This is a genomic window from Paraburkholderia tropica, from assembly GCF_914484835.1.
In the GTDB taxonomy this organism is placed as follows: Bacteria; Pseudomonadota; Gammaproteobacteria; order Burkholderiales; family Burkholderiaceae; genus Paraburkholderia; species Paraburkholderia tropica_A.
This window is the reverse complement of record NZ_CAJZAR010000045.1, coordinates 14,746-32,713: the sequence shown is the minus strand read 5'-3', so window position 1 is coordinate 32,713 and position 17,968 is coordinate 14,746. Positions and strand designations below refer to the sequence as shown.

Sequence of the window (17,968 nt, the reverse complement as noted above, 5' to 3'; positions counted from 1 at the left end):
CTGCGCGCCGCGCCGTTCCCGACTTCGCGCATCAGCGTGTCGATGCACCGTTCAAGTGCATCCTGATTGGCTTGCCACGCGCCTCATCGTGCGCTTGTCTGTCGCCTGTCGGCCGATTTTCAGCCTGTTTTTCAGCCTCTTTCCCGCTTTTTTCCGCTCTATCGTCCGCTCCATGGAATCCGCCCGTTCCGCTCCGAGCCGTGCTTCGGCGCCGTTTTCGTTCTCCGCGCTGCGCAGCGAATTGCTCGCCGGCATCACGTCCTCGTTCGCGCTGGTGCCCGAGTGCATCGCGTTCGCGCTGGTCGCGCACCTGAATCCGCTGATGGGGCTCTATGGCGCCTTCTTCATCTGCACGATCACGGCGCTGTTCGGCGGCCGCCCCGGCATGATCAGCGGCGCGGCGGGCTCGATGGCCGTGGTGATCGTCGCGCTGGTGGTGCAGCACGGCCCGCAGTATCTGTTCGCGACGGTCGTGCTCGGCGGCCTGCTGATGATGCTGTTCGGCGCGCTCAAGCTCGGCAAGCTGATCCGCATGGTGCCGCATCCGGTCATGCTCGGTTTCGTGAACGGCCTCGCGATCATCATCGCGCGCGCGCAGTTCGAGCACTTCAAGACGCCCGGCGCGCACGGCATGGAATGGATGCACGGCCAGGCGCTCTGGCTGATGTGCGGCCTCGTGGCGCTGACGATGGCGATCGTGTTCGTCACGCCGCGCCTGACGAAGGCCGTGCCGCCCGCGCTGGTGGCCATTGTTGGCGTGGGCGCGGCGGCGGCGCTGCTGCATCTGCCCGCGCGCACGCTCGGCGACATGGCGCACATCGCGGGCGGCCTGCCCGCGTTCGCGATTCCGGGCGTGCCGCTGAACCTGGAGACGCTGCGCATCGTGCTGCCCTATGCGGTGCTGATGTCGCTCGTCGGCCTGCTGGAGACGCTGCTCACGCTCAACCTCACCGACGACGTGACCGCCTCGCGCGGCCAGCCCAACCGCGAATGCGTGGCGCTGGGCGCGGCCAATGTGGTGGCCGGGATGTTCGGCGCGATGGGCGGCTGCGCGATGATCGGCCAGACCGTGATCAACCTCGGCTCGGGCGGACGCCGCCGCCTCTCCGGCGTGACGAGCGGCGTGATGATCCTGCTGTTTATCCTGTTTCTGTCGCCGCTGATCGAGCGCATTCCGCTCGCCGCGCTGGTGGGCGTGATGTTCATCGTGGCGGGGCAGACCTTCGCGTGGGGCTCGCTGCGCGTGCTGCACAAGGTGCCGCGCAACGACGCCGTGGTGATCGTCGCGGTGACCGTGATCACCGTCTGCACCGATCTGGCGACGGCCGTGATGTGCGGGATCGTGATCGCCTCGCTGAACTTCGCGTGGCAGCACGCGCGCGAATTCCGCTGCGAGATGCGCGACGAGCCGTCGGGCGAGCGCGTCTACACGCTGCGCGGCACGCTGTTCTTCGCTTCGGCGGCGCAGTTCCAGACGCTGTTCGATCCGGCTCGCGATCCGGCGCAGGTGCGCCTCGACTGCGCGCATCTGCATGTGGCCGATCACTCGGCGATCGCCGCGCTCGAAGCGGTGCAGGCGCGCTACGAGCGCGCGGGCAAGCATCTGAGCTTTGCGCATCTCTCGCCGCGATGCAGCGGCCTGCTCGCGCGCGCCGACGCCGACGTGCGGCTGGCGGCGGAACGCGCGTCTTGATGGGCGTATGAAGCGGTTTTGAAGCGCGGCCATCGCGCCGCGCCTCGTGCGTTCACCGCGTTCGTCGCACTTATTCCTTCCGTAACGCCTCGAGCGCGCGCGCGACGCGCTCGATCACCTCACTCCATTCGCCAGGCGCGCGTTGCTGAAACAGCCGCGCGCGCGGATACCACGGCGAGTCGTCGCGCTCGCGCAGCCAGCGCCAGCAGGCGTCGTAGCGCGACAGAATCCACACCGGCTTGCCGAGCGCGCCCGCGAGGTGCGCCATCGACGTATCGACGGTGATCACGAGGTCGAGCGTGTCGACGATGGCGGCCGTATCGGCGAAATCGTGCACCTCGTCCATCGGATCGAGCGGACGCAGTTCTGGCGGCAGTTCGAGGATCTGCGGCTGCGTCGTTTCCCCCTTTTGCAGACTCACGAAGCGCACGCCGGGCACGCGCAGGATCGGCAGCCAGTCGCACGCACGTGTCGAGCGGCGCTGGTCGATCGCGTTGGAGCGCAGGTCCTGCGGACGCGGCGCGCCCGCCCACACGAGTCCGACCTTGAAGCCCGCTTTCGGGCCAGCATGATGGCACTCGGCGTCCAGCCGCGCGCGCCACGTTTGCGCGAGCGCCGCATTCGCGCGCAGATAGGGCATGGGCGCGGGAATCGTTTCGACCGTGGTGCCGAAGCGCAGCGGCAAGCTCATCATGAAACACCAGTAATCGTGACGCGCAATCGTGCCTTGTCCGTCGAGCGGGTAGACCGCGTCCACGTTCTCCAGGCTTTCGAACAGCCGCCCGAGCGCGGGTCCGCACGCGACGCTCACGCGCGCCGCGCCGCGCGCCTTCAGCAGCGTGACATAGCGGCAGAATTGCAGGTCGTCGCCATAGCCTTGCTCGGGCCAGACGATGATCGATTTACCGTCGAGCGGCTCGCCGCTCCAGTGCGGCCAGGGCAAGGGCGGCAGCTTCACGGCGCTCGGTCCGACGGCTTCGTCGTGACGCGCCTCGTAGAGCGGCCAGGCGTCGGCGTACTGGCCGTTGCGCAGCAGCAGCATCGCGAGATTGCCCTTGGCGACCGTGTAATCGGGCCGCAGCGCGAGCGCCTGACGATAGGCGTCGATGGCTTCGTCGGTGCGCGCCTGCTGATTGAGCGCGTTGCCGAGATTGTTGTGCGCCTCGGGCACGTTCGGCTCGACCGCGAGCGCGTGGCGGAACGCGGCTTCGGCCTCGGGCTGGCGGTTCAGGTCGAGCAGCAGCAGGCCGAGATTGTTGAGCGCGTAGTGATTGTCGGCGTCGTGCGCGAGGATGCGGCGATATTCGGCGTGCGCTTCGTCCAGACGCTGCGTGCCCCAGAGCAGCAGCGCGAGATTACTTCGGGATCCTGCGTGATTGGGGGCGAGTTCGAGCGCGCGGCGCAGCGCGGCTTCGGCTTCGGCCATGCGGCCCAGGTCGCGCAGGACGAGCCCCAGATTGCCGAGCGCCGAAGGCCAGTCGGGCTCGATCGCGAGCGCCGCGCGCCACGCGTGCTCCGCCTGCGCAAGCTGCTTGCGCGCGTAGAAACGATTGCCGAGAGGGAGCAGCGCGTTGGCCAGTTCGGGCGAGGTGCCGTCGGTCGCCGTGTTCGCGTCGTTTGCGGTCTTCGCGTTGTCCAGCGCGTGCAGGCAGCGCGCCGCCAGATGCAGCGCGGCGAGGTTGGCCGGGTCGTGCTGGAGCAGCGCGTCGAGCGCCGCGAGCGCTTCGGCATGGCGTCCGGCGGCGTGGAGCGCGCGGGGATCGAGGGGCGCGGCGGTGTCGGGCGTGCCGGAAGTGTCGGGCGAGGGCGTATTCATGGCGGGGCGGGGACTGGACGTTTGACCTGCCCCCAGCTTAGGCATGCGCCATCTCACTATCCATCGGCGAAATCCGAATTTTCCGACAGCGCATCAGGATACGGCGGGCCGTGCCGCGCACCCGCCGCCGCGCGGGCCGCTCACCAGACGCGAAACACGCGCCCCGTCTGCACGCCTTCCACGCTGCGCTGGTACGCCAGCGCCGCGCGCCGCGCGGGCACGCTCTCGAAGCCCGGGAAGAAGCCCGCGAAGCGCTCCAACGACTCGGTCAGCACGGTCGGGCTCACCACGTTGATGCGCCGGTTGCCGCGCAACTCCGTGGCCGCCGCGCGCACGAAGCCTTCGATAGCGCTGTTCACGGCGGTCGCGTTGACGCCCTGCGCGATGGGTTCCTCGGCGACGATCCCGCTCGTCAGCGTGATCGAGCCGCCGTCGTTCAGATAGTGCTGGCCGATCAGCGCGAGCCGCACCTGGCCGAGCAGCTTGTCCTGCAAGCCGACGTTGAATTGCGCCGCGCTCATCTCGGCGAGCGGGCCGAAATGCAGATGGCCGGCCGCCGAGACAATCGCGTCGACCGGCCCGGTCTCGCGGAACAGCGCGGCCACGCTGGCGTCGTCGGTGAGATCGGCGCGGTATTCGCCGCTCGTGCGGCCCACGGCCAGGATCGTGTGCGTCTCGCCGAGCGTTTGCGCGATTGCGCGGCCCACGTCGCCGCCCGCACCCACCAGAAGGATTTTCATGTGCGACTCTCCATCGAAAAGGGGAATGCACGTACTATCCGCCTGACACCCAAAAGAATAAATGGACGATAATCTCGTTCAATTGAAACCAGGAGTTAGTAATCGTGGACCGGCTACGCAGCATCGAAGTGTTCGTGAGCGCCGTGGACCGCGGCAGCTTCAGCGCGGCGGCGCGCGCGCTCGACCTGAGCCCGGTGATGGTGGGCAAGCACGTGCGGCAGCTGGAGACGCATCTGGGCGCGCAACTGCTCCAGCGCAACACGCGCGCGCAGAGCCTCACCGACGCGGGCCGGCGCTTCTACGAGGAAAGCCGCAAGGTGCTGGAGCAGCTGGCGCTGGCCGAGGCGTCGGTGGAGAGCCTGCGCGCCGCGCCGCGCGGCACGCTGCGCATCAGCGCGGCGACCACGCTGGGCGCCTGCGTGGTCGCGCCGCTGGCGGCCGCGTATCAGAACGCGCATCCGCAGGTGCGTATCGACCTGGATCTGAGCAACGGCGTGGTCGATCTCGTCGACGAGGGCTTCGACGTGGCCGTGCGCATCGGCGCGCTCGACCCCGATCTCGATCTGGTCGCGCGTCCGCTCGGCCAGTACCGCATGACGATTTGCGCGGCGCCCGCCTATCTGGCGCGGCACGGCACGCCGCGCACGCTCGCCGATCTCGCCGCGCATCGCTGCCTGAGTCACGCGGTCTGGGACCGCCGCAACGGCTGGCGGCTGGTCGGCGAAAGCCGCTGGCCCGAGCAGACGGACTTCGTCTGCAACGACGGCCACGGCCTGCGCGAAGCGGCGCTGCACGGCGCGGGGCTGCTGCTGCAACCGTCCATTCTCGTCGCCGACGATCTGGCGTCGGGCCGCCTCGTCAGCGTGCTCGACGCGTTCGCGCCCGAAGGACGCCCGGTCTACGCGCTGTATCGTCAGGACCGGCAGCCATTGCCGAAGATCCGCAGCTTCGTCGATTTCCTCGCGGAGCACGCGGCGGCGCGGCTCGCCTGATCGATTCGGGGAATCGGACAGTCAGCGGATTCGCAAGAAAATCGCGCTTGACTTCGAGTGCGCTCGAAGTCTCACCATCGTGTCTGTCGTTGAGGGGAAGCACATGAAGATTGGCGATGTGGCCAGCCAGACGGGCCTTTCGGTCCATACGATCCGCTATTACGAGCGCATCGGCCTGATTCCGTTCGCGTTGCGCGACGGCTCGGGGCAGCGCGCGTACGACCGCTCGATTCTCGACTGGCTCGCTTTTCTCGGCCGCCTGAAGCAAACCGGCATGCCGATTCAGGGGATGCTGCGCTACGCGCAGTTGCGTGCCGAGGGCGCCGCGACCGAAGCCGAGCGCTGCGCCTTGCTCGTCGAGCATCGCGACGCCGTGCGCGCCCATATCGCCGAATTGCAGACGTGCCTCCTCGCGCTCGACGCCAAGATCGAAGGCTATTCGACCGCTCCTATTTCTTCGCAGAGGCACGCCCATGCAGACCGTCACGAACCCGATGAACGCCACGAAGCCGACGCTTCAACCCCACGCGCAAGCGGCGCACGGCGAGCCGCTGGACAGCGCGCCGGAAAGCCGCCTGTCACGCGGCCTCCGCATGCTGACGGCGATTGACGGCCACGCGGGCGAGCAGGTGGTGGCCTCGCTCGCCGATATTGCGCCGGATTTCGCCACCTATCTGTTGGAGTTTCCGTTCGGCGACATCTACGCGCGGCCCGGTCTCGATCTGCGCGCGCGGGAGATCGCGACCATCGCGGCGCTGACCGCGCTCGGCCACGCCCAGCCGCAGCTCAAGGTGCATATCGCGGCGGGCCTGAACGTGGGCCTGAGCGAAGAAGAGATCGTCGAGACCATCATGCAGATGGCCGTGTACGCGGGCTTTCCCGCCGCGCTGAACGGCCTGTTCGCCGCGCGCGAGGTGTTCGCGGCACGGCATGCGCAGCATGCGCGCGACGAGGGCGTTGAAACCGCGCACGCCGCCTGATTCACCAGCGCGAACCCGGCGGCGTGCGCGGCCACGCCGTTTAGAACAGCTTCAGCGGCATGCCCACCACGAGCCGGTACTCCATGTTGCTCGCGTCGGAGTAGTACTTCGAGCCGTGATGCCACATCGCGACGAACGAGATCTTCGTGTCCTTGAAGCGGCCGCTTTGCAGCGTGTACGACGGGATGAAGCCGAACTCGTGATGCGAGCCGTGCACGGGCTGACCGTTCTTCCAGTAGAGGCCGGAATCCGGGTTGGCCGCTGCGCCCGCCGACGCGTCCGCGCCCCAGCCCAGCGCGTACCAGAGCAGCGCCTTCGCGCCGGGCAGACCGGCGTACTTGCCGTCGAAGCCATAGCGCACCTGGAACGACTTCTCGTGCGGCGCGTTGTAATCGACATCCATCGAGTTGACGAGATAGATGCCGTTGGTCTCGTTCACGTAATCGAAGAACTGGTCGCCGAGAATCTGCTGGAAGCCGAACAGCAGCGAATGCGCGCCGTGCTGCGCGGCCAGCGACACGCTATAGGCGTTGTTGTTGATATGGCCTTCCTTGCCGCCGCCCACGCTGTGCGTCGAATAGATGTTCGCGAAGCCGGTCCATTTGAGCGTCGACGGATCGCCGAAACTCTGCTGCACCGAGCCGTAGTATTGGCGCCAGACATCGTCGGCCTGATTGGCGAACAGCGCGACGCTGCCGTTCGGGCTGTAATCCCACGTGCCGCCCACGTAGCTGAAGCGCTTGAACGACACGCCGCCGTATGAGGTCGTGAGGTCGGTGAGATTGGTGTGGCCGCGCGCGTTCACTTTCGTGAAGCTGCCCGCCTGCAACACGGCATTCGCCACGTCGCGGCTCACGAGCGACACGCCCATGAATGTGGGCGGCAGCGCGCGATTGTCGTGCGGCTCGAAGAACGGGTTGTCGTCCACCATGTGCAGGCCGTATTTGACGACCGTGTCCGAGACGCGCGCCTTCACGTCGTAGACGCCCGGATAGCCCCACGCGAGCTGATTCGAGCCGCCGCCGTCCTTGCCCACGTGCACCATGTTGCCGGCGCCCGCGCCGCCGTCGAGCTTGAGCGCGCCGTACAGCGACGCATCCACGCCGAAGCCGATCGGCCCTTGCGTGAAGCCCGAGGTGTAGTCGAGCATCGCGCCCTGCACCCACGCGTGGCGATGCGGGCCGCCATCCATGTCGAGCACGTCGGCGTAGTTGCGCAGGTTCAGCGTCAGATGACTGTCGCCGATGAAGCCCTGGCTGGCGGCCTGATCCGATTGCGCGCGTCGCGGATTGTCGGCGCGCACGGCTTCGTTGGTGCTCTGGTCGGGCGTGGGCGCGGCGAGCTGATCGGCCGCGTTGGGCGCGAGCAGCGGCTCCACCGACGCCTGCGTGCTTTTCGGCGCGGCTTGCTGCGCGGATTGGCGCGACGCTTTGCGTTTCGATTTGCGCTTCGCCTTGGACGTGGATTTCGCGGCGGGTTTGACGGCAGGCGCGACCGATGACGCGGCTTGCGGGGCCGTGCCGTTCGCAGGCGCCGATTCGGCCGCGTGCGCGCCGAGCGATACCGCAAGCGACGCGGCCAATGTGGCCAATGCGGCCGTGGCGGCGAGCGTTGTTCTCCTGATGTGCTGGTCTCGTTTCATGTCATTCCCTGTTTGTGCTGTCTTGGTTTTTGAAATTACTCAGGATTGCCAATCTGTCTGATTGGACGACCGCCTGCGTGAAGCAGGCGGACGCGTCAGGCAGCGGGAGGATCGCCGTCCATGCGCGGATGCCAGCAGGCGGTAATCGATTCGGTTGGGCCGTGCGCACGCAGCGCAGGCGTCTGGGTCGCGCACACCGCGAGCGCGCGCATGCAGCGCGTGCGGAACGCACAACCTGAAGGCGGATAGAGCGGCGAGGGAATTTCTCCGCTCAACAACGGCACGTTGCGTGCGCGGGCGAGCGCCGGATCGGGCAGCGGCACGGCGTCGAGTAGCGCCTGCGTGTACGGATGACGTGCGGCGCCGTAAAGCGCGTCGCGCTCGCCCAGTTCCATCACGCGGCCCAGATACATCACCATCACGCGATGGCTGATGGTCTTCACCACCGCGAGGTCGTGCGCCACGAACAGCAGCGAGAGCGCGAGTTCGCGTTGCAGGTCGCGCAGCAGATTGACGATCTGCGCCTGGATCGACACGTCGAGCGCCGAAACCGGCTCGTCGCAGATCACGAGTCCGGGCTCGCCGATCAGCGCGCGCGCGATGCCCACGCGCTGACACTGGCCGCCCGAGAATTCATGTGCGCGCCGCGCCGCGTGATGCGCGTTCAGGCCCACACGTTCGAGCATCGTGAGCACGCGCCGCTCGATCTCCTTGCGGCCGAGTTGCGGCGCGTGCGTGACGAGCGGCTCGGCGACGATCTGCGCGATCGACATGCGCGGATCGAGCGAGGCGAGCGGGTCCTGAAAGATCATCTGCGCGTCGCGGCGCAGCGTGCCGAGCTGGCGGCGCGCGCCGTGCACGGTCTCTTCGCCGCGCCACTTCACGCTGCCCGCCGCGACCGGCGCGAGACCGATCACGGCGCGCGCGAGCGTCGATTTTCCGCAGCCCGATTCGCCGACGAGACCGAGCGTTTCGCCGCGCCGCACGTCGAACGAAATGCCGTCGACGGCGCGCAGCGTCGCCTGTTGCCACGGCCAGGGGCCGCGCTTCACGCGAAAATGCACGGCGAGATCGCGCACGCTCAGCAGCGTTTCGGCGGATGCGTGATCGGGTGTCATCGCGGACGAGTGGAGGGAGGCGACGTTCATGCGCACGCTCCTTGCGCGACGGGCGCGGGCAGATGGCAGGCGCGTTCGCGCGTGCCGGACGCGCGCAGCAGCGGCGTTTCCTGGCGGCAGCGTTCGAACGCCTGCGCACAGCGCGGCGCGAATGCGCATCCCGCGCCGCCGCCGCCGGGCAGCGGCGGATTGCCGGGAATCGTGCGCAGCGGCGCGCCACCCGGCGCGTCGAGACGCGGCAGCGCGCCGAGCAGACCGGCCGTGTACGGATGCATGGGACTGATGAATAACGCCGCAGCGGACGCCTTCTCGACCGCGCGTCCGGCGTACATCACCATGACGTCGTCGCAGAGTTCGGCGACCACGCCCATGTCGTGCGTGATCAGCAGAATGGCCGTGCCGCGCTCGCGGTTCATCTCGCGCAGCAGCGCCATGATCTGCGCCTGCACCGTTACGTCGAGCGCCGTGGTGGGTTCGTCGGCGATCAGCACGTCGGGCTCCATCATGAGCGCCGTGGCAATCAGCACGCGCTGGCGCATGCCGCCCGAAAACTCGTGCGGATACAGGCCGATGCGGCGCGCGGCGTCGGGAATCCGCACGCGTTCGAGCGCGTCGATCGCGCGCATGCGCGCCGCACGGCGCGTGAGCTTGCGGTGCAGTTGCAGCGCCTCGGTCATCTGCCGCTCGATCGTGAGGAACGGATTGAGCGAGGTCATCGGGTCCTGGAAGATCATCGCGATGCGGTCGCCGCGAAGGCGATTGAGCGCGCCGGGTTTCATCGCGAGCAGATCGTCGCCGCGAAAACGCGCGTGGCCATACGCGCGCCCGTTCGTGGCGAGCAGGCCGAGCATCGCCATGACGGTCTGGCTCTTGCCCGAGCCCGACTCGCCGACGATGCCGAGCGTGCCGCCCGCTTCGAGCGCGAACGAGACGTCGTGCACGACCGTGAGCGGCGGGCCGTCGCGGCGCAGGAAGCGCACGCCGAGTTGATCGACTTCGAGCAGCGCCATGTCAACGCTCCCGCGGGTCGAGCGCATCGCGCAGCCCGTCGCCGACAAAATTCACGCAATAGAGCGTCGTGCACAGCAGCGCGGCGGGGCAGAGCAGCAGCCACGGCATCGCTTCGAGTTTCTGCGCGCCGTCTTCGATCAGCACGCCCCAACTGGTCATCGGCTCCTGTACGCCGAGGCCGAGAAACGACAGCACCGACTCCGTGAGGATGATCGCGGGGACCGTGACCGTGGCGTACACCGCGACGATGCCCGCGAGATTCGGCACGATATGCCGGACGATGATGGCGGCCGGTTTTACGCCGATGGCGCGCGCCGCGTCGACGAACTCGCGCGTGCGCAGCGACAGCGTCTGGCCGCGCACCACGCGCGCCATGTCGAGCCACGAAAACGCGCTGATCGTGAGCACCACGAGCGAGAACGCGCGGCCGAACAGCGTGACCATCAGGATCGCGATCAGCATGTACGGAATCGCGTACATCATGTCGACGAGGCGCATGAGGATGGCGTCGGTGCGCCCGCCCAGAAACCCGGCCGTGGCGCCGACCAGCACGCCAGCGAGCGTGGATACCAGTGTGCCGAGCAGCCCGACTTCGAGCGAGACGCGGCCGCCCACGAGCGTGCGCGCGAGCAGATCGCGACCGAGTTCGTCGGTGCCGAACCAGTGGCCGCCTTGCAGCGTGGGCGCGAGGCTGATGGCGCTCCAGTCGCTGTCGGTGGGCGAATTCGTCAGCAGCATGGGGCCGATGAAACAGGCCAGCGCGATCAGCACGAGCAAGACGAAACTCACGAGCGCCGCGCGATGGCGCACGAAGCGCGCGAGCGCGGGCGGTAACGCGCGCCGCGCGTTGCCGGCGTGCGCGGGGGGAGTGGTGAGGGCATTCATGTGAGGTAGGGGAAAGCAGGCGAAATCAGTAACGGATGCGCGGATCGAGCCACGCATACGCCAGATCGACGAGCAGGTTGAACAGCACGGCGCAGACCGTGGTGAGCACGACGAGGCCGAGCACGAGCGTGTAGTCGCGATTGACCGCACCGTTGACGACCAGCTGGCCGAGCCCCGGCAGCGCGAACACCGACTCGGTGACCACGGCCGCCGTGATCGACGAAATGCAGACGGGGCCGAGCAGCGAAACCACCGGCATCAATGCGGGACGCAGCGCATGGCGCAGCACGATGGTGTGGCCGGGCAAGCCCTTGGCGCGCGCGGTGCGGATGAAGTTGCCCGACATCACTTCGATCAGGCTGCCGCGCATCACGCGCGCGATCGACGCCATGTTGACGAACACCAGCACTGCGATGGGCAGCACGCGGTAGTGCCACTCGCCGTCGCCCCATCCGCCCGCAGGCAGCAAGCCGCCGCCGTCCGATGATTTGATCAGGATAGCGAAGCACAACACGAGCGCGGGGGCGAGCACGAACGGCGGCACGACGTTGCCGAGATTGCCGAGCAGCATCACCGCGTGATCGATCAGGCTGTTGCGGCGCACGGCGGCCACCGAGCCGAGCGCCACGCCGAACAACACGGCGAGCGGAATCGACATGCCGCCGACGCCGAGACTGATCGGCAGCGCCTTCCTGACAAGCTCGTTCACGGACCAGTCGGCATAGCGGAACGAACTGCCGAGATCGCCGTGCAGCAGCGCGCCCAGATAGCGCAAATACTGCTGCCACAGAGGCTCGTCGAGGTGATAGCGCGCGTTGAGATTCGCGAGCGCCGCTGCCGAGAGCGGCTTGTCGGTGTCGAACGGGCCGCCGGGCGTGCAATGCAGCAGCAGGAAGCAGGCGGTCACGACCGCGAGCACGGTGGGCACCGCCCAGAGCAGGCGGCGCAGGGTATAGGCGAACATGGCGAGGCGCGGATCAGTGCTTGAGGATGTACATGTCCTGCGTGGCGCGCTCGTCGATATAGTTCGTGAGCGAATAGCCGCCGACATAGGACTTCACGAGCCGCGCGTTCGCGTACTGAAACAGCGGCACCAGCGGATAGTCAGCCATCGCGTGATTGAAGGCCGCGGTGAGCTGGGCCTGGCGCTTCGCGTCGTCGGTCTGGCGATTGGCTTGCGCGACTTCGGCATCGACCTTCTGATTGCAGTAGCGCTGATCGTTCTGCGGGCTGCCGCATTGAATCAGGCCGAAGTACGACATCGCGTCGTTGTAGTCCACGTACCAGCCGTCGCGCGCGATCTGGAACGCCGCGTCGTGACGTTGCTTGAGCAGCACCTTGAATTCGAGGTTCTCGATCTTCGCATTCACGCCGAGCTTGGTGCGCCATTCGCTCGTCGCGAACAGCGCGACCTTCTTGTGCATTTCGTTGGTGTTGTAGATCAGGGTGAAGCTCAGCGGCTTCGCATCGGAATAGCCCGCCGCTTTCAGCAGGCCGCGCGCCGTCTCGACACGTTTCGCCATCGGCCACGCGGCCCAGTCGGGCGCGAACGGCTGCGCGCCTTTCGTGCCGTTCACGATCAGGCCATAGGCGGGACGCTCGCCGTTCTGCGTGATCTTCGCGGTGAGCAGGTCGCGGTCGAGCACCATCGAGAGCGCCTGACGCACGCGCGCGTCGCGCAGCGCGGGGTCGGTGTTGTTGAGCGCGTAGTAATACGTGCCGATCTGCGTGCCCGCGCGCAACTCGGGGCCGAACTGCTTCTGGATCTGCGCGTACTGGCCCGACGGCAATTGATACGTCATGTCGATCTGGCCGGACTGGAACATGCGCATGGCGGTTTCGTCGCTTTCGATCGGCAGATACGTGACCTTGGTGATCGCCACGCGCGCGGTGTTCCAGTAATGCGGATTCTTCGCGAGCACGATGCGGTTGTTCGGCTGCCAGTCGGCGAGCACATACGGGCCGTTGCTCACGAGATTGCCGGGACGCGTCCAGCTCGCGCCGTAGCGCGCGACGGTGTTGCGGTCGATCGGCGACAGGCTCGCATTCGCGGCCAATTCGGTGAAGAAGGGCACCGGCGCCTCGGTCTTCACTTCGAGCGTGTAAGGGTCGATCGCGCGCGCGCCGAGACTCGTGACGGGTGTCTTGCCCGCGATCACCGCCTTGGCGTTCTGGAGGAATTCGATCGCGACCGTATAGACCGAAGCCGTCTTGGGATCGGCCATGCGCTGCCACGCGTAGACGAAATCGGCGGCGGTCACGGGATGGCCGTCGCTCCATTTGGCGTCGCGGCGCAGCTTGAAGATCCAGGTATCGGGCGCGGGGCGCGTCCACGATTCGGCCACGCCCGGCACGACGTTGCCCGCCGCGTCGATGCGCGTGAGACCTTCGTAGATATCGAGACCCACGAGATTCGCGCTGACCGATTCAATGCGCGCGGGATCGAGCGATTCGATTTCGGCAAGCAGTTGGCGCGTGATTTCCTGCTTCTGCGCGAGGGCGGTGCCAGGCGGAATCGTGACGGCGAACGAGGGACCGATTTGCGCGAACGAGAGCGCGGTCAACGCAGCGAAGGTGGCGGCACGGAGAAGGGGGCGGGTCGATCGTCTCATTCGTTATCCTGATTAAATGTCATTGACTGGGTCGTGCCGGTCGATGCGATTTGCGCACGTGCAGTTCGCGCACAGGCCTTGGCGCACGCGGCGCGGATTGTCCGCGCGAAGATTCGAGAATTAGCCTGCTCTGGCGAGCCGGGGGCGATTATTGGAATCGCGCCTGGGCTTGTCAATCCGGGGGGATGCGCCGAAAGAATCGGAGTTATCTGATAGTGGCGCGTCAGTCGCGTGTGCGCGGGGCGTGGAACGGTTTCGCGGGCGCGCGCGTAAGCCGTTGATATTGATTGTTTTATTTTGGGCGCTGAGCGCGAGAATCGGCGCGATCAGGCACATGCGCCGCGCGCCGGGCTACACGAATGCGCCGAAAGTTGTTTCGCGCCGTGACGGCGCGTTGCGCTTGATCAATTTGATCAAGCGCGCGAGCGCTCACATGGCCGCGGCGATCTGTTCGCGCAGCCAGCGATGCACCGGATCGCGATGCACGCGCTCGTGCCACAGCATGCACATCTCATAACCGGGCACCTCGACGGGCGCCTCGACGAGACGCAGCGCCGGATTGCCGCGCACGAGCCGCCACGGCAGCATCGCGACCAGATCGGTCTGTGAGATCGCGGCGATCACGAACAGAAAATGCGGCACCGAGAGCACCACGCGGCGCGCGAGTCCGGCTTGTGCGAGTGCTTCGTCGGTCACGCCGCGAAAGCCGCCGCCGTCGGGCGAGACGATCACGTGTTCGAGTTCGCAGAACTGCTTCGCGTTCGGGCGGCGCTTCAGGCGCGGATGCCCCGCGCGCCCGGCCAGCACGTAGCGCTCCTTGAACAGCAGGCGCTGGCGCAGCGTGTCGGGCGCGCCGCTGACGATATGAAACGCGAGATCGATCTCGCCTTGTTCGGCGGCCTTGGCGAGATTCGCGGGCGGATGTTCGACGACGGCGAGGCGCGTTTGCGGCGCGGCGGCGCGCAGCGCATTGAGCGCGGGCAGCACGATGGTCGATTCGCCGTAGTCGGTGGCGGAGACGCGCCAGGTCTGCTGCGCCTTCGAGGGATCGAACGGCCCTTCGGGCGCGACCGCGCGCTCCAGCGCGTCGAGCGCTTCGCGCAGCGGCTCGCGCAAGGACTCGGCGCGCGCGGTCGGGCGCATGCCACGCGGGCCGGGCAGCAGCAGCGGGTCGCCGAGCAGGTCGCGCAGCCGCGCCAGCTGCACGCTCACGGCGGGCTGCGAAAACGCGAGCCGTTCGGCTGCGCGCGTGACGTTGAGTTCGTCGAGCAGCACGTCGAGCGTGATCAGCAGATTGAGGTCGAGACGGCGGAGATTATTCACGGTAATACCTGCCATTGCCACTATTCATTTCAAATATAGCAGAGCGGCCGCTAAGCTCGATCTCACTTACCCAAACGGAGTGTCGTCATGAACGTGCTGCTGGTCTATGCCCATCCCGAACCGCGCTCGCTGAACGGTTCGCTCAAGGATTTCGCCGTCGAGCGTCTCGAACGCGCGGGCCACACGGTGCAGATCTCGGATCTCTACGCGATGAACTGGAAAGCCACGCTCGACGCCGACGATGCACCCGCGCGCGATCTCGCCGAGCCGTTCCGTCCGTCCGCCGATTCGCGCCACGCGTTCGAGGGCGGCACGCAGCCCGCCGATATCGCCGCCGAGCAGGACAAGCTGCGCTGGGCCGACGCCGTGATCCTGCAATTTCCGCTCTGGTGGTTCACGATGCCCGCGATCCTGAAGGGCTGGGTCGAGCGCGTCTATGCCTACGGTTTCGCGTACGGCGTGGGCGAGCATTCGGATCAGCGCTGGGGCAGCCGTTACGGCGAGGGCACGCTGGCCGGCAAGCGCGCGATGCTGGTCGTCACCACGGGCGGCTGGGAGTCGCATTACGGGCCGCGCGGCATCAACGGGCCGATCGACGACATCCTGTTTCCGATTCAGCACGGCGTGCTGTATTACCCCGGTTTCGACGTGCTGCCGCCATTCGTGGTCTATCGCACGAGCCGCATGGACGAGGCGCGTTTCGCCGCCACGCGCGAGGCGCTGGGCGAACGGCTCGACCGCTTGTGGACGACCGAGCCGATTGCATTTCGTCCGCAGAATACGGGGGCTTACGAGATTCCGGCGCTGACCTTGCGCGACGAGATTGCGCCGGGGAGAACGGGGTTTGCCGCGCATGTGGATGGCGCGGGCGCGGTGGCTTGAGCGTTCCTGAGCGCGAGGATCAGTCGTCGCGCGGCAGCACGAGTTCGGCGTTCAGCCCGGCGATGCGGCCGTTTTCGATGCGGTTCATGAGCGTGAGCGTGCCGCCGTGCGCGGCGGCCACGCTGCGCGCGATCGTGAGCCCGAGACCGGTGCCGCCGGGTTGGTCTTCATTGTTTTCCGAACCGTCGTCCGCGCGTTGCAGCGACGCGATACGGAAATACGGCTCGAACACGCGTTCGCGCAGCGCGTCGTCGGCGATGCCGGGTCCGTTGTCGCTGACGGTCACGCGCACGCTGCCGCCTTCATCGCGCACGGCGATCTGCGCCGCGCCGCCGTAGCGGATCGCGTTGTCCACGAGATTCTGCAAACAGCGCTTGAGATTGCGCGCGAAGCCGCGCACGGGCGCGCGCGTCGCGCCCGTCACGCTCACGGCGTGTCCCGCTTCGCGCGCGTCGGCGGCGAGGCCTTCGAGCATCGAATCGAGATCGATTTTCTGATGCGCTTCGGTCACTTCGACGCCCTGCACGACATCGAGCGTCGCGCGCACCATCGCTTCCATTTCGTCGAGATCGCCGCGCAGCCGCTCGCGCCATGCCGGATCGGGCAGCATTTCCGCGCGCAGCCGCAAGCGCGTAAGCGGCGAGCGCAGATCGTGCGAAACGGCCGCGAGAAAACGCGCGCGCTGCGCGAAGCTGTCGATCAATTGCTGCTGCATCGCGTTGAACGACTGCGCCGCGCTGCGCACTTCCTGCGGCCCGGTTTCGGGCAGCGGCGCGCGATGAATGTTGCGGCCGAGCGCCTGCGCCGCGCGCGTGAGCGAACGCAGCGGCGCGAGCGCGAAGCGCACCGCGACGAACGCAATCGCGCAGACCGCCGCGAAACGCAGCAGATAAATCCGCAGCAGGTAATCGAACACGAGTTCGCCGCGCTCCGAATGCATGCCCGCCTGGCCTTCCTTCGAACGGATCTCCAGCCAGCCTTGCTGAGGAATATTCAGGAGTACGTGGAAGTCGCCCGTGGGCATGCGCGAGTCGAACAGGCTGAGAATGCCGTGATGACGTCCGGCGTCGTCGCGCAGATGCGCATCGAGCAGACGCACTTCGATGGGCGTGCCAAGGCGCTTGCGGATCACGCCTTCGATCAGCCCGCCCGTCGCGCGCAGCGTGAGCGAAGGCGCAAGCGAGGACGTGGGCGGGGCGGGCGGCGCGCCTTGCACCCACTGCAACTGATAACGGTCGTCGCCGAGCGCGCTCAGCACGCTCGCGCGCGTGGCGGCGTCGGGCGCGCGTTCGAGCAGGCGCACCGTGTCGGCGAGACGGCTCGCGAACAGGCGCGCGGGGATTTCGAGCGTGCGATTGTCGTGCGTGTCGAACCAGATCGTGCTCGTGAGCAACTGGCCCGCGAACATGCCCGCCGCGAGAATCAGCACGAGGCGGCCGAACAGCGTATCGGGCCAGAAGGCGCGCTTCACGCGCTGCCATGTACGTGAAGCGCGCGTCGTCGCGTTCGGCTGCGTCACGCTTCGTGACTCACGTCGGCGACCAGCATGTAGCCCTCGTTGCGCACCGTGCGGATCAGCGCGGCGTTGCGCGCCGAATCCTTGAGGTGATGGCGCAGGCGGCTCACGCAGACGTCGATCGAGCGGTCGAGCGGCGTGTGGTCCTTGTCGAAGACCTGTTCGAGCAGGAATTCGCGCGACAGCGGCCGGTTCGGATGATCGAGCAGCGTGCGCAGCGTGCGGTAGTCGGAGCCGCCGAGCGAGACCACCACGCCCTCGGGCGAGAGCATCTGCTTCATGCGCGTGTCGAGACGCCAGCCCGCGAAGCTCACGAACGCGCTGGCGTCGCCGTGCCGGACGTGCTGCGCGTGCGGCGCATGGGGCGCGTTCTCGACGGGCACGGCGCGCGTGCGGCGCAGCACGACCTTGATCTTCGCGACCAGTTCGCGCGGATCGAAGGGTTTGGGCAGATAGTCGTCGGCGCCCATTTCGAGGCCGAGAATGCGGTCGAGCAGGCCGCCGCGCGCCGACAGCATGATGATCGGCACCGCGTTTTCGCGGCGCAGCTCGCGCGTGAGATCGAGTCCGTCCTCGCCGTCGAGCATGAGATCGAGCACGATCAGGTCGATCTTCTGCTGGCGCAGCGTCTGTTTCATCTGCGTGCCGTTGGTGGCCGCGCTCGCCTCGTAGCCCATGTCGCGCAGATAGTCGCGCAGGAGCGTGCGGATATTGGGGTCGTCGTCGACGACGAGTATGTGGTCCATCGCTGTTCTTTT

General features: G+C 67.4%; 16 protein-coding genes. 5 read left to right on the top strand and 11 right to left on the bottom strand.

What is annotated here, in order from left to right; all coding sequences use genetic code 11:
• Positions 1–172 precede the first annotated feature (172 nt).
• A complete protein-coding gene (locus tag LDO54_RS14425; protein ID WP_224011371.1) occupies positions 173–1,693 on the top strand; it encodes a SulP family inorganic anion transporter in 1,521 nt (506 codons plus the stop codon).
• A 70-nt stretch (positions 1,694–1,763) separates the two neighbouring features.
• Here the strand turns inward: LDO54_RS14425 and LDO54_RS14420 are convergent, their stop codons facing one another.
• Complete coding sequence (locus LDO54_RS14420; RefSeq protein WP_224011370.1) at positions 1,764–3,509, bottom strand: tetratricopeptide repeat protein; 1,746 nt, start codon at positions 3,507–3,509, stop codon at positions 1,764–1,766.
• 140 nt (positions 3,510–3,649) lie between these two features.
• Complete coding sequence (locus tag LDO54_RS14415) at positions 3,650–4,249, bottom strand: short chain dehydrogenase (RefSeq protein WP_224011369.1); 600 nt, start codon at positions 4,247–4,249, stop codon at positions 3,650–3,652.
• Positions 4,250–4,353: 104 nt separating this feature from the next.
• Here LDO54_RS14415 and LDO54_RS14410 point away from each other — a divergent pair, with 104 nt between their 5' ends.
• The 3 genes from LDO54_RS14410 (at position 4,354) to LDO54_RS14400 (ending at position 6,221) form a co-directional block, all read left to right on the top strand.
• Positions 4,354–5,241, top strand: a complete 888-nt coding sequence (locus LDO54_RS14410) for a LysR family transcriptional regulator (RefSeq protein WP_224011368.1) — start codon at positions 4,354–4,356, stop codon at positions 5,239–5,241.
• Positions 5,242–5,344: 103 nt separating this feature from the next.
• Positions 5,345–5,851: a MerR family transcriptional regulator gene (locus LDO54_RS14405; RefSeq protein WP_224011367.1), complete on the top strand. Its 507-nt coding sequence runs from the start codon at positions 5,345–5,347 to the stop codon at positions 5,849–5,851.
• On the top strand, positions 5,835–6,221 hold the full coding sequence (locus LDO54_RS14400; RefSeq protein ID WP_224011366.1) for a carboxymuconolactone decarboxylase family protein: 387 nt from the start codon (positions 5,835–5,837) through the stop codon (positions 6,219–6,221). The genes LDO54_RS14405 and LDO54_RS14400 overlap by 17 nt, the downstream gene beginning before the upstream one ends.
• A gap of 40 nt (positions 6,222–6,261) precedes the next feature.
• Here LDO54_RS14400 and LDO54_RS14395 read toward each other — a convergent pair whose 3' ends face one another.
• From LDO54_RS14395 to LDO54_RS14365, 7 genes are all read right to left on the bottom strand, one after another.
• Positions 6,262–7,863, bottom strand: a complete 1,602-nt coding sequence (locus LDO54_RS14395) for an OprD family outer membrane porin (RefSeq protein WP_224011365.1) — start codon at positions 7,861–7,863, stop codon at positions 6,262–6,264.
• 95 nt (positions 7,864–7,958) lie between these two features.
• Complete coding sequence (locus LDO54_RS14390) at positions 7,959–9,011, bottom strand: ABC transporter ATP-binding protein (protein WP_290371080.1); 1,053 nt, start codon at positions 9,009–9,011, stop codon at positions 7,959–7,961.
• The gene (locus tag LDO54_RS14385) at positions 9,008–9,991 is read right to left on the bottom strand and encodes an ABC transporter ATP-binding protein (protein ID WP_224011364.1); all 984 of its coding nucleotides are present in this window, start codon (positions 9,989–9,991) and stop codon (positions 9,008–9,010) included. The genes LDO54_RS14390 and LDO54_RS14385 overlap by 4 nt, the downstream gene beginning before the upstream one ends.
• A 1-nt stretch (position 9,992) precedes the next feature.
• Positions 9,993–10,877, bottom strand: coding sequence for an ABC transporter permease (locus LDO54_RS14380; RefSeq protein ID WP_224011363.1), 885 nt, complete (start codon positions 10,875–10,877; stop codon positions 9,993–9,995).
• A gap of 25 nt (positions 10,878–10,902) precedes the next feature.
• Positions 10,903–11,841, bottom strand: a complete 939-nt coding sequence (locus LDO54_RS14375) for an ABC transporter permease subunit (RefSeq protein ID WP_224011362.1) — start codon at positions 11,839–11,841, stop codon at positions 10,903–10,905.
• A gap of 13 nt (positions 11,842–11,854) precedes the next feature.
• A complete protein-coding gene (locus LDO54_RS14370; RefSeq protein ID WP_224011361.1) occupies positions 11,855–13,489 on the bottom strand; it encodes a peptide ABC transporter substrate-binding protein in 1,635 nt (544 codons plus the stop codon).
• Between the two features lie 429 nt (positions 13,490–13,918).
• Positions 13,919–14,827: a LysR family transcriptional regulator gene (locus LDO54_RS14365; RefSeq protein WP_224011360.1), complete on the bottom strand. Its 909-nt coding sequence runs from the start codon at positions 14,825–14,827 to the stop codon at positions 13,919–13,921.
• Between the two features lie 72 nt (positions 14,828–14,899).
• Between LDO54_RS14365 and LDO54_RS14360 the strand changes: the two genes are divergently transcribed.
• Positions 14,900–15,694 carry an NAD(P)H-dependent oxidoreductase gene (locus LDO54_RS14360; RefSeq protein ID WP_224011359.1) on the top strand — a complete coding sequence of 265 codons (795 nt, stop codon included), beginning with the start codon at positions 14,900–14,902 and terminating at the stop codon, positions 15,692–15,694.
• Between the two features lie 19 nt (positions 15,695–15,713).
• Here LDO54_RS14360 and LDO54_RS14355 read toward each other — a convergent pair whose 3' ends face one another.
• Both LDO54_RS14355 and LDO54_RS14350 read right to left on the bottom strand, forming a co-directional pair.
• The gene (locus LDO54_RS14355) at positions 15,714–17,213 is read right to left on the bottom strand and encodes an ATP-binding protein (RefSeq protein WP_224011358.1); all 1,500 of its coding nucleotides are present in this window, start codon (positions 17,211–17,213) and stop codon (positions 15,714–15,716) included.
• A complete protein-coding gene (locus tag LDO54_RS14350; protein ID WP_224011357.1) occupies positions 17,210–17,956 on the bottom strand; it encodes a response regulator in 747 nt (248 codons plus the stop codon). The genes LDO54_RS14355 and LDO54_RS14350 overlap by 4 nt, the downstream gene beginning before the upstream one ends.
• Positions 17,957–17,968 lie beyond the last annotated feature (12 nt).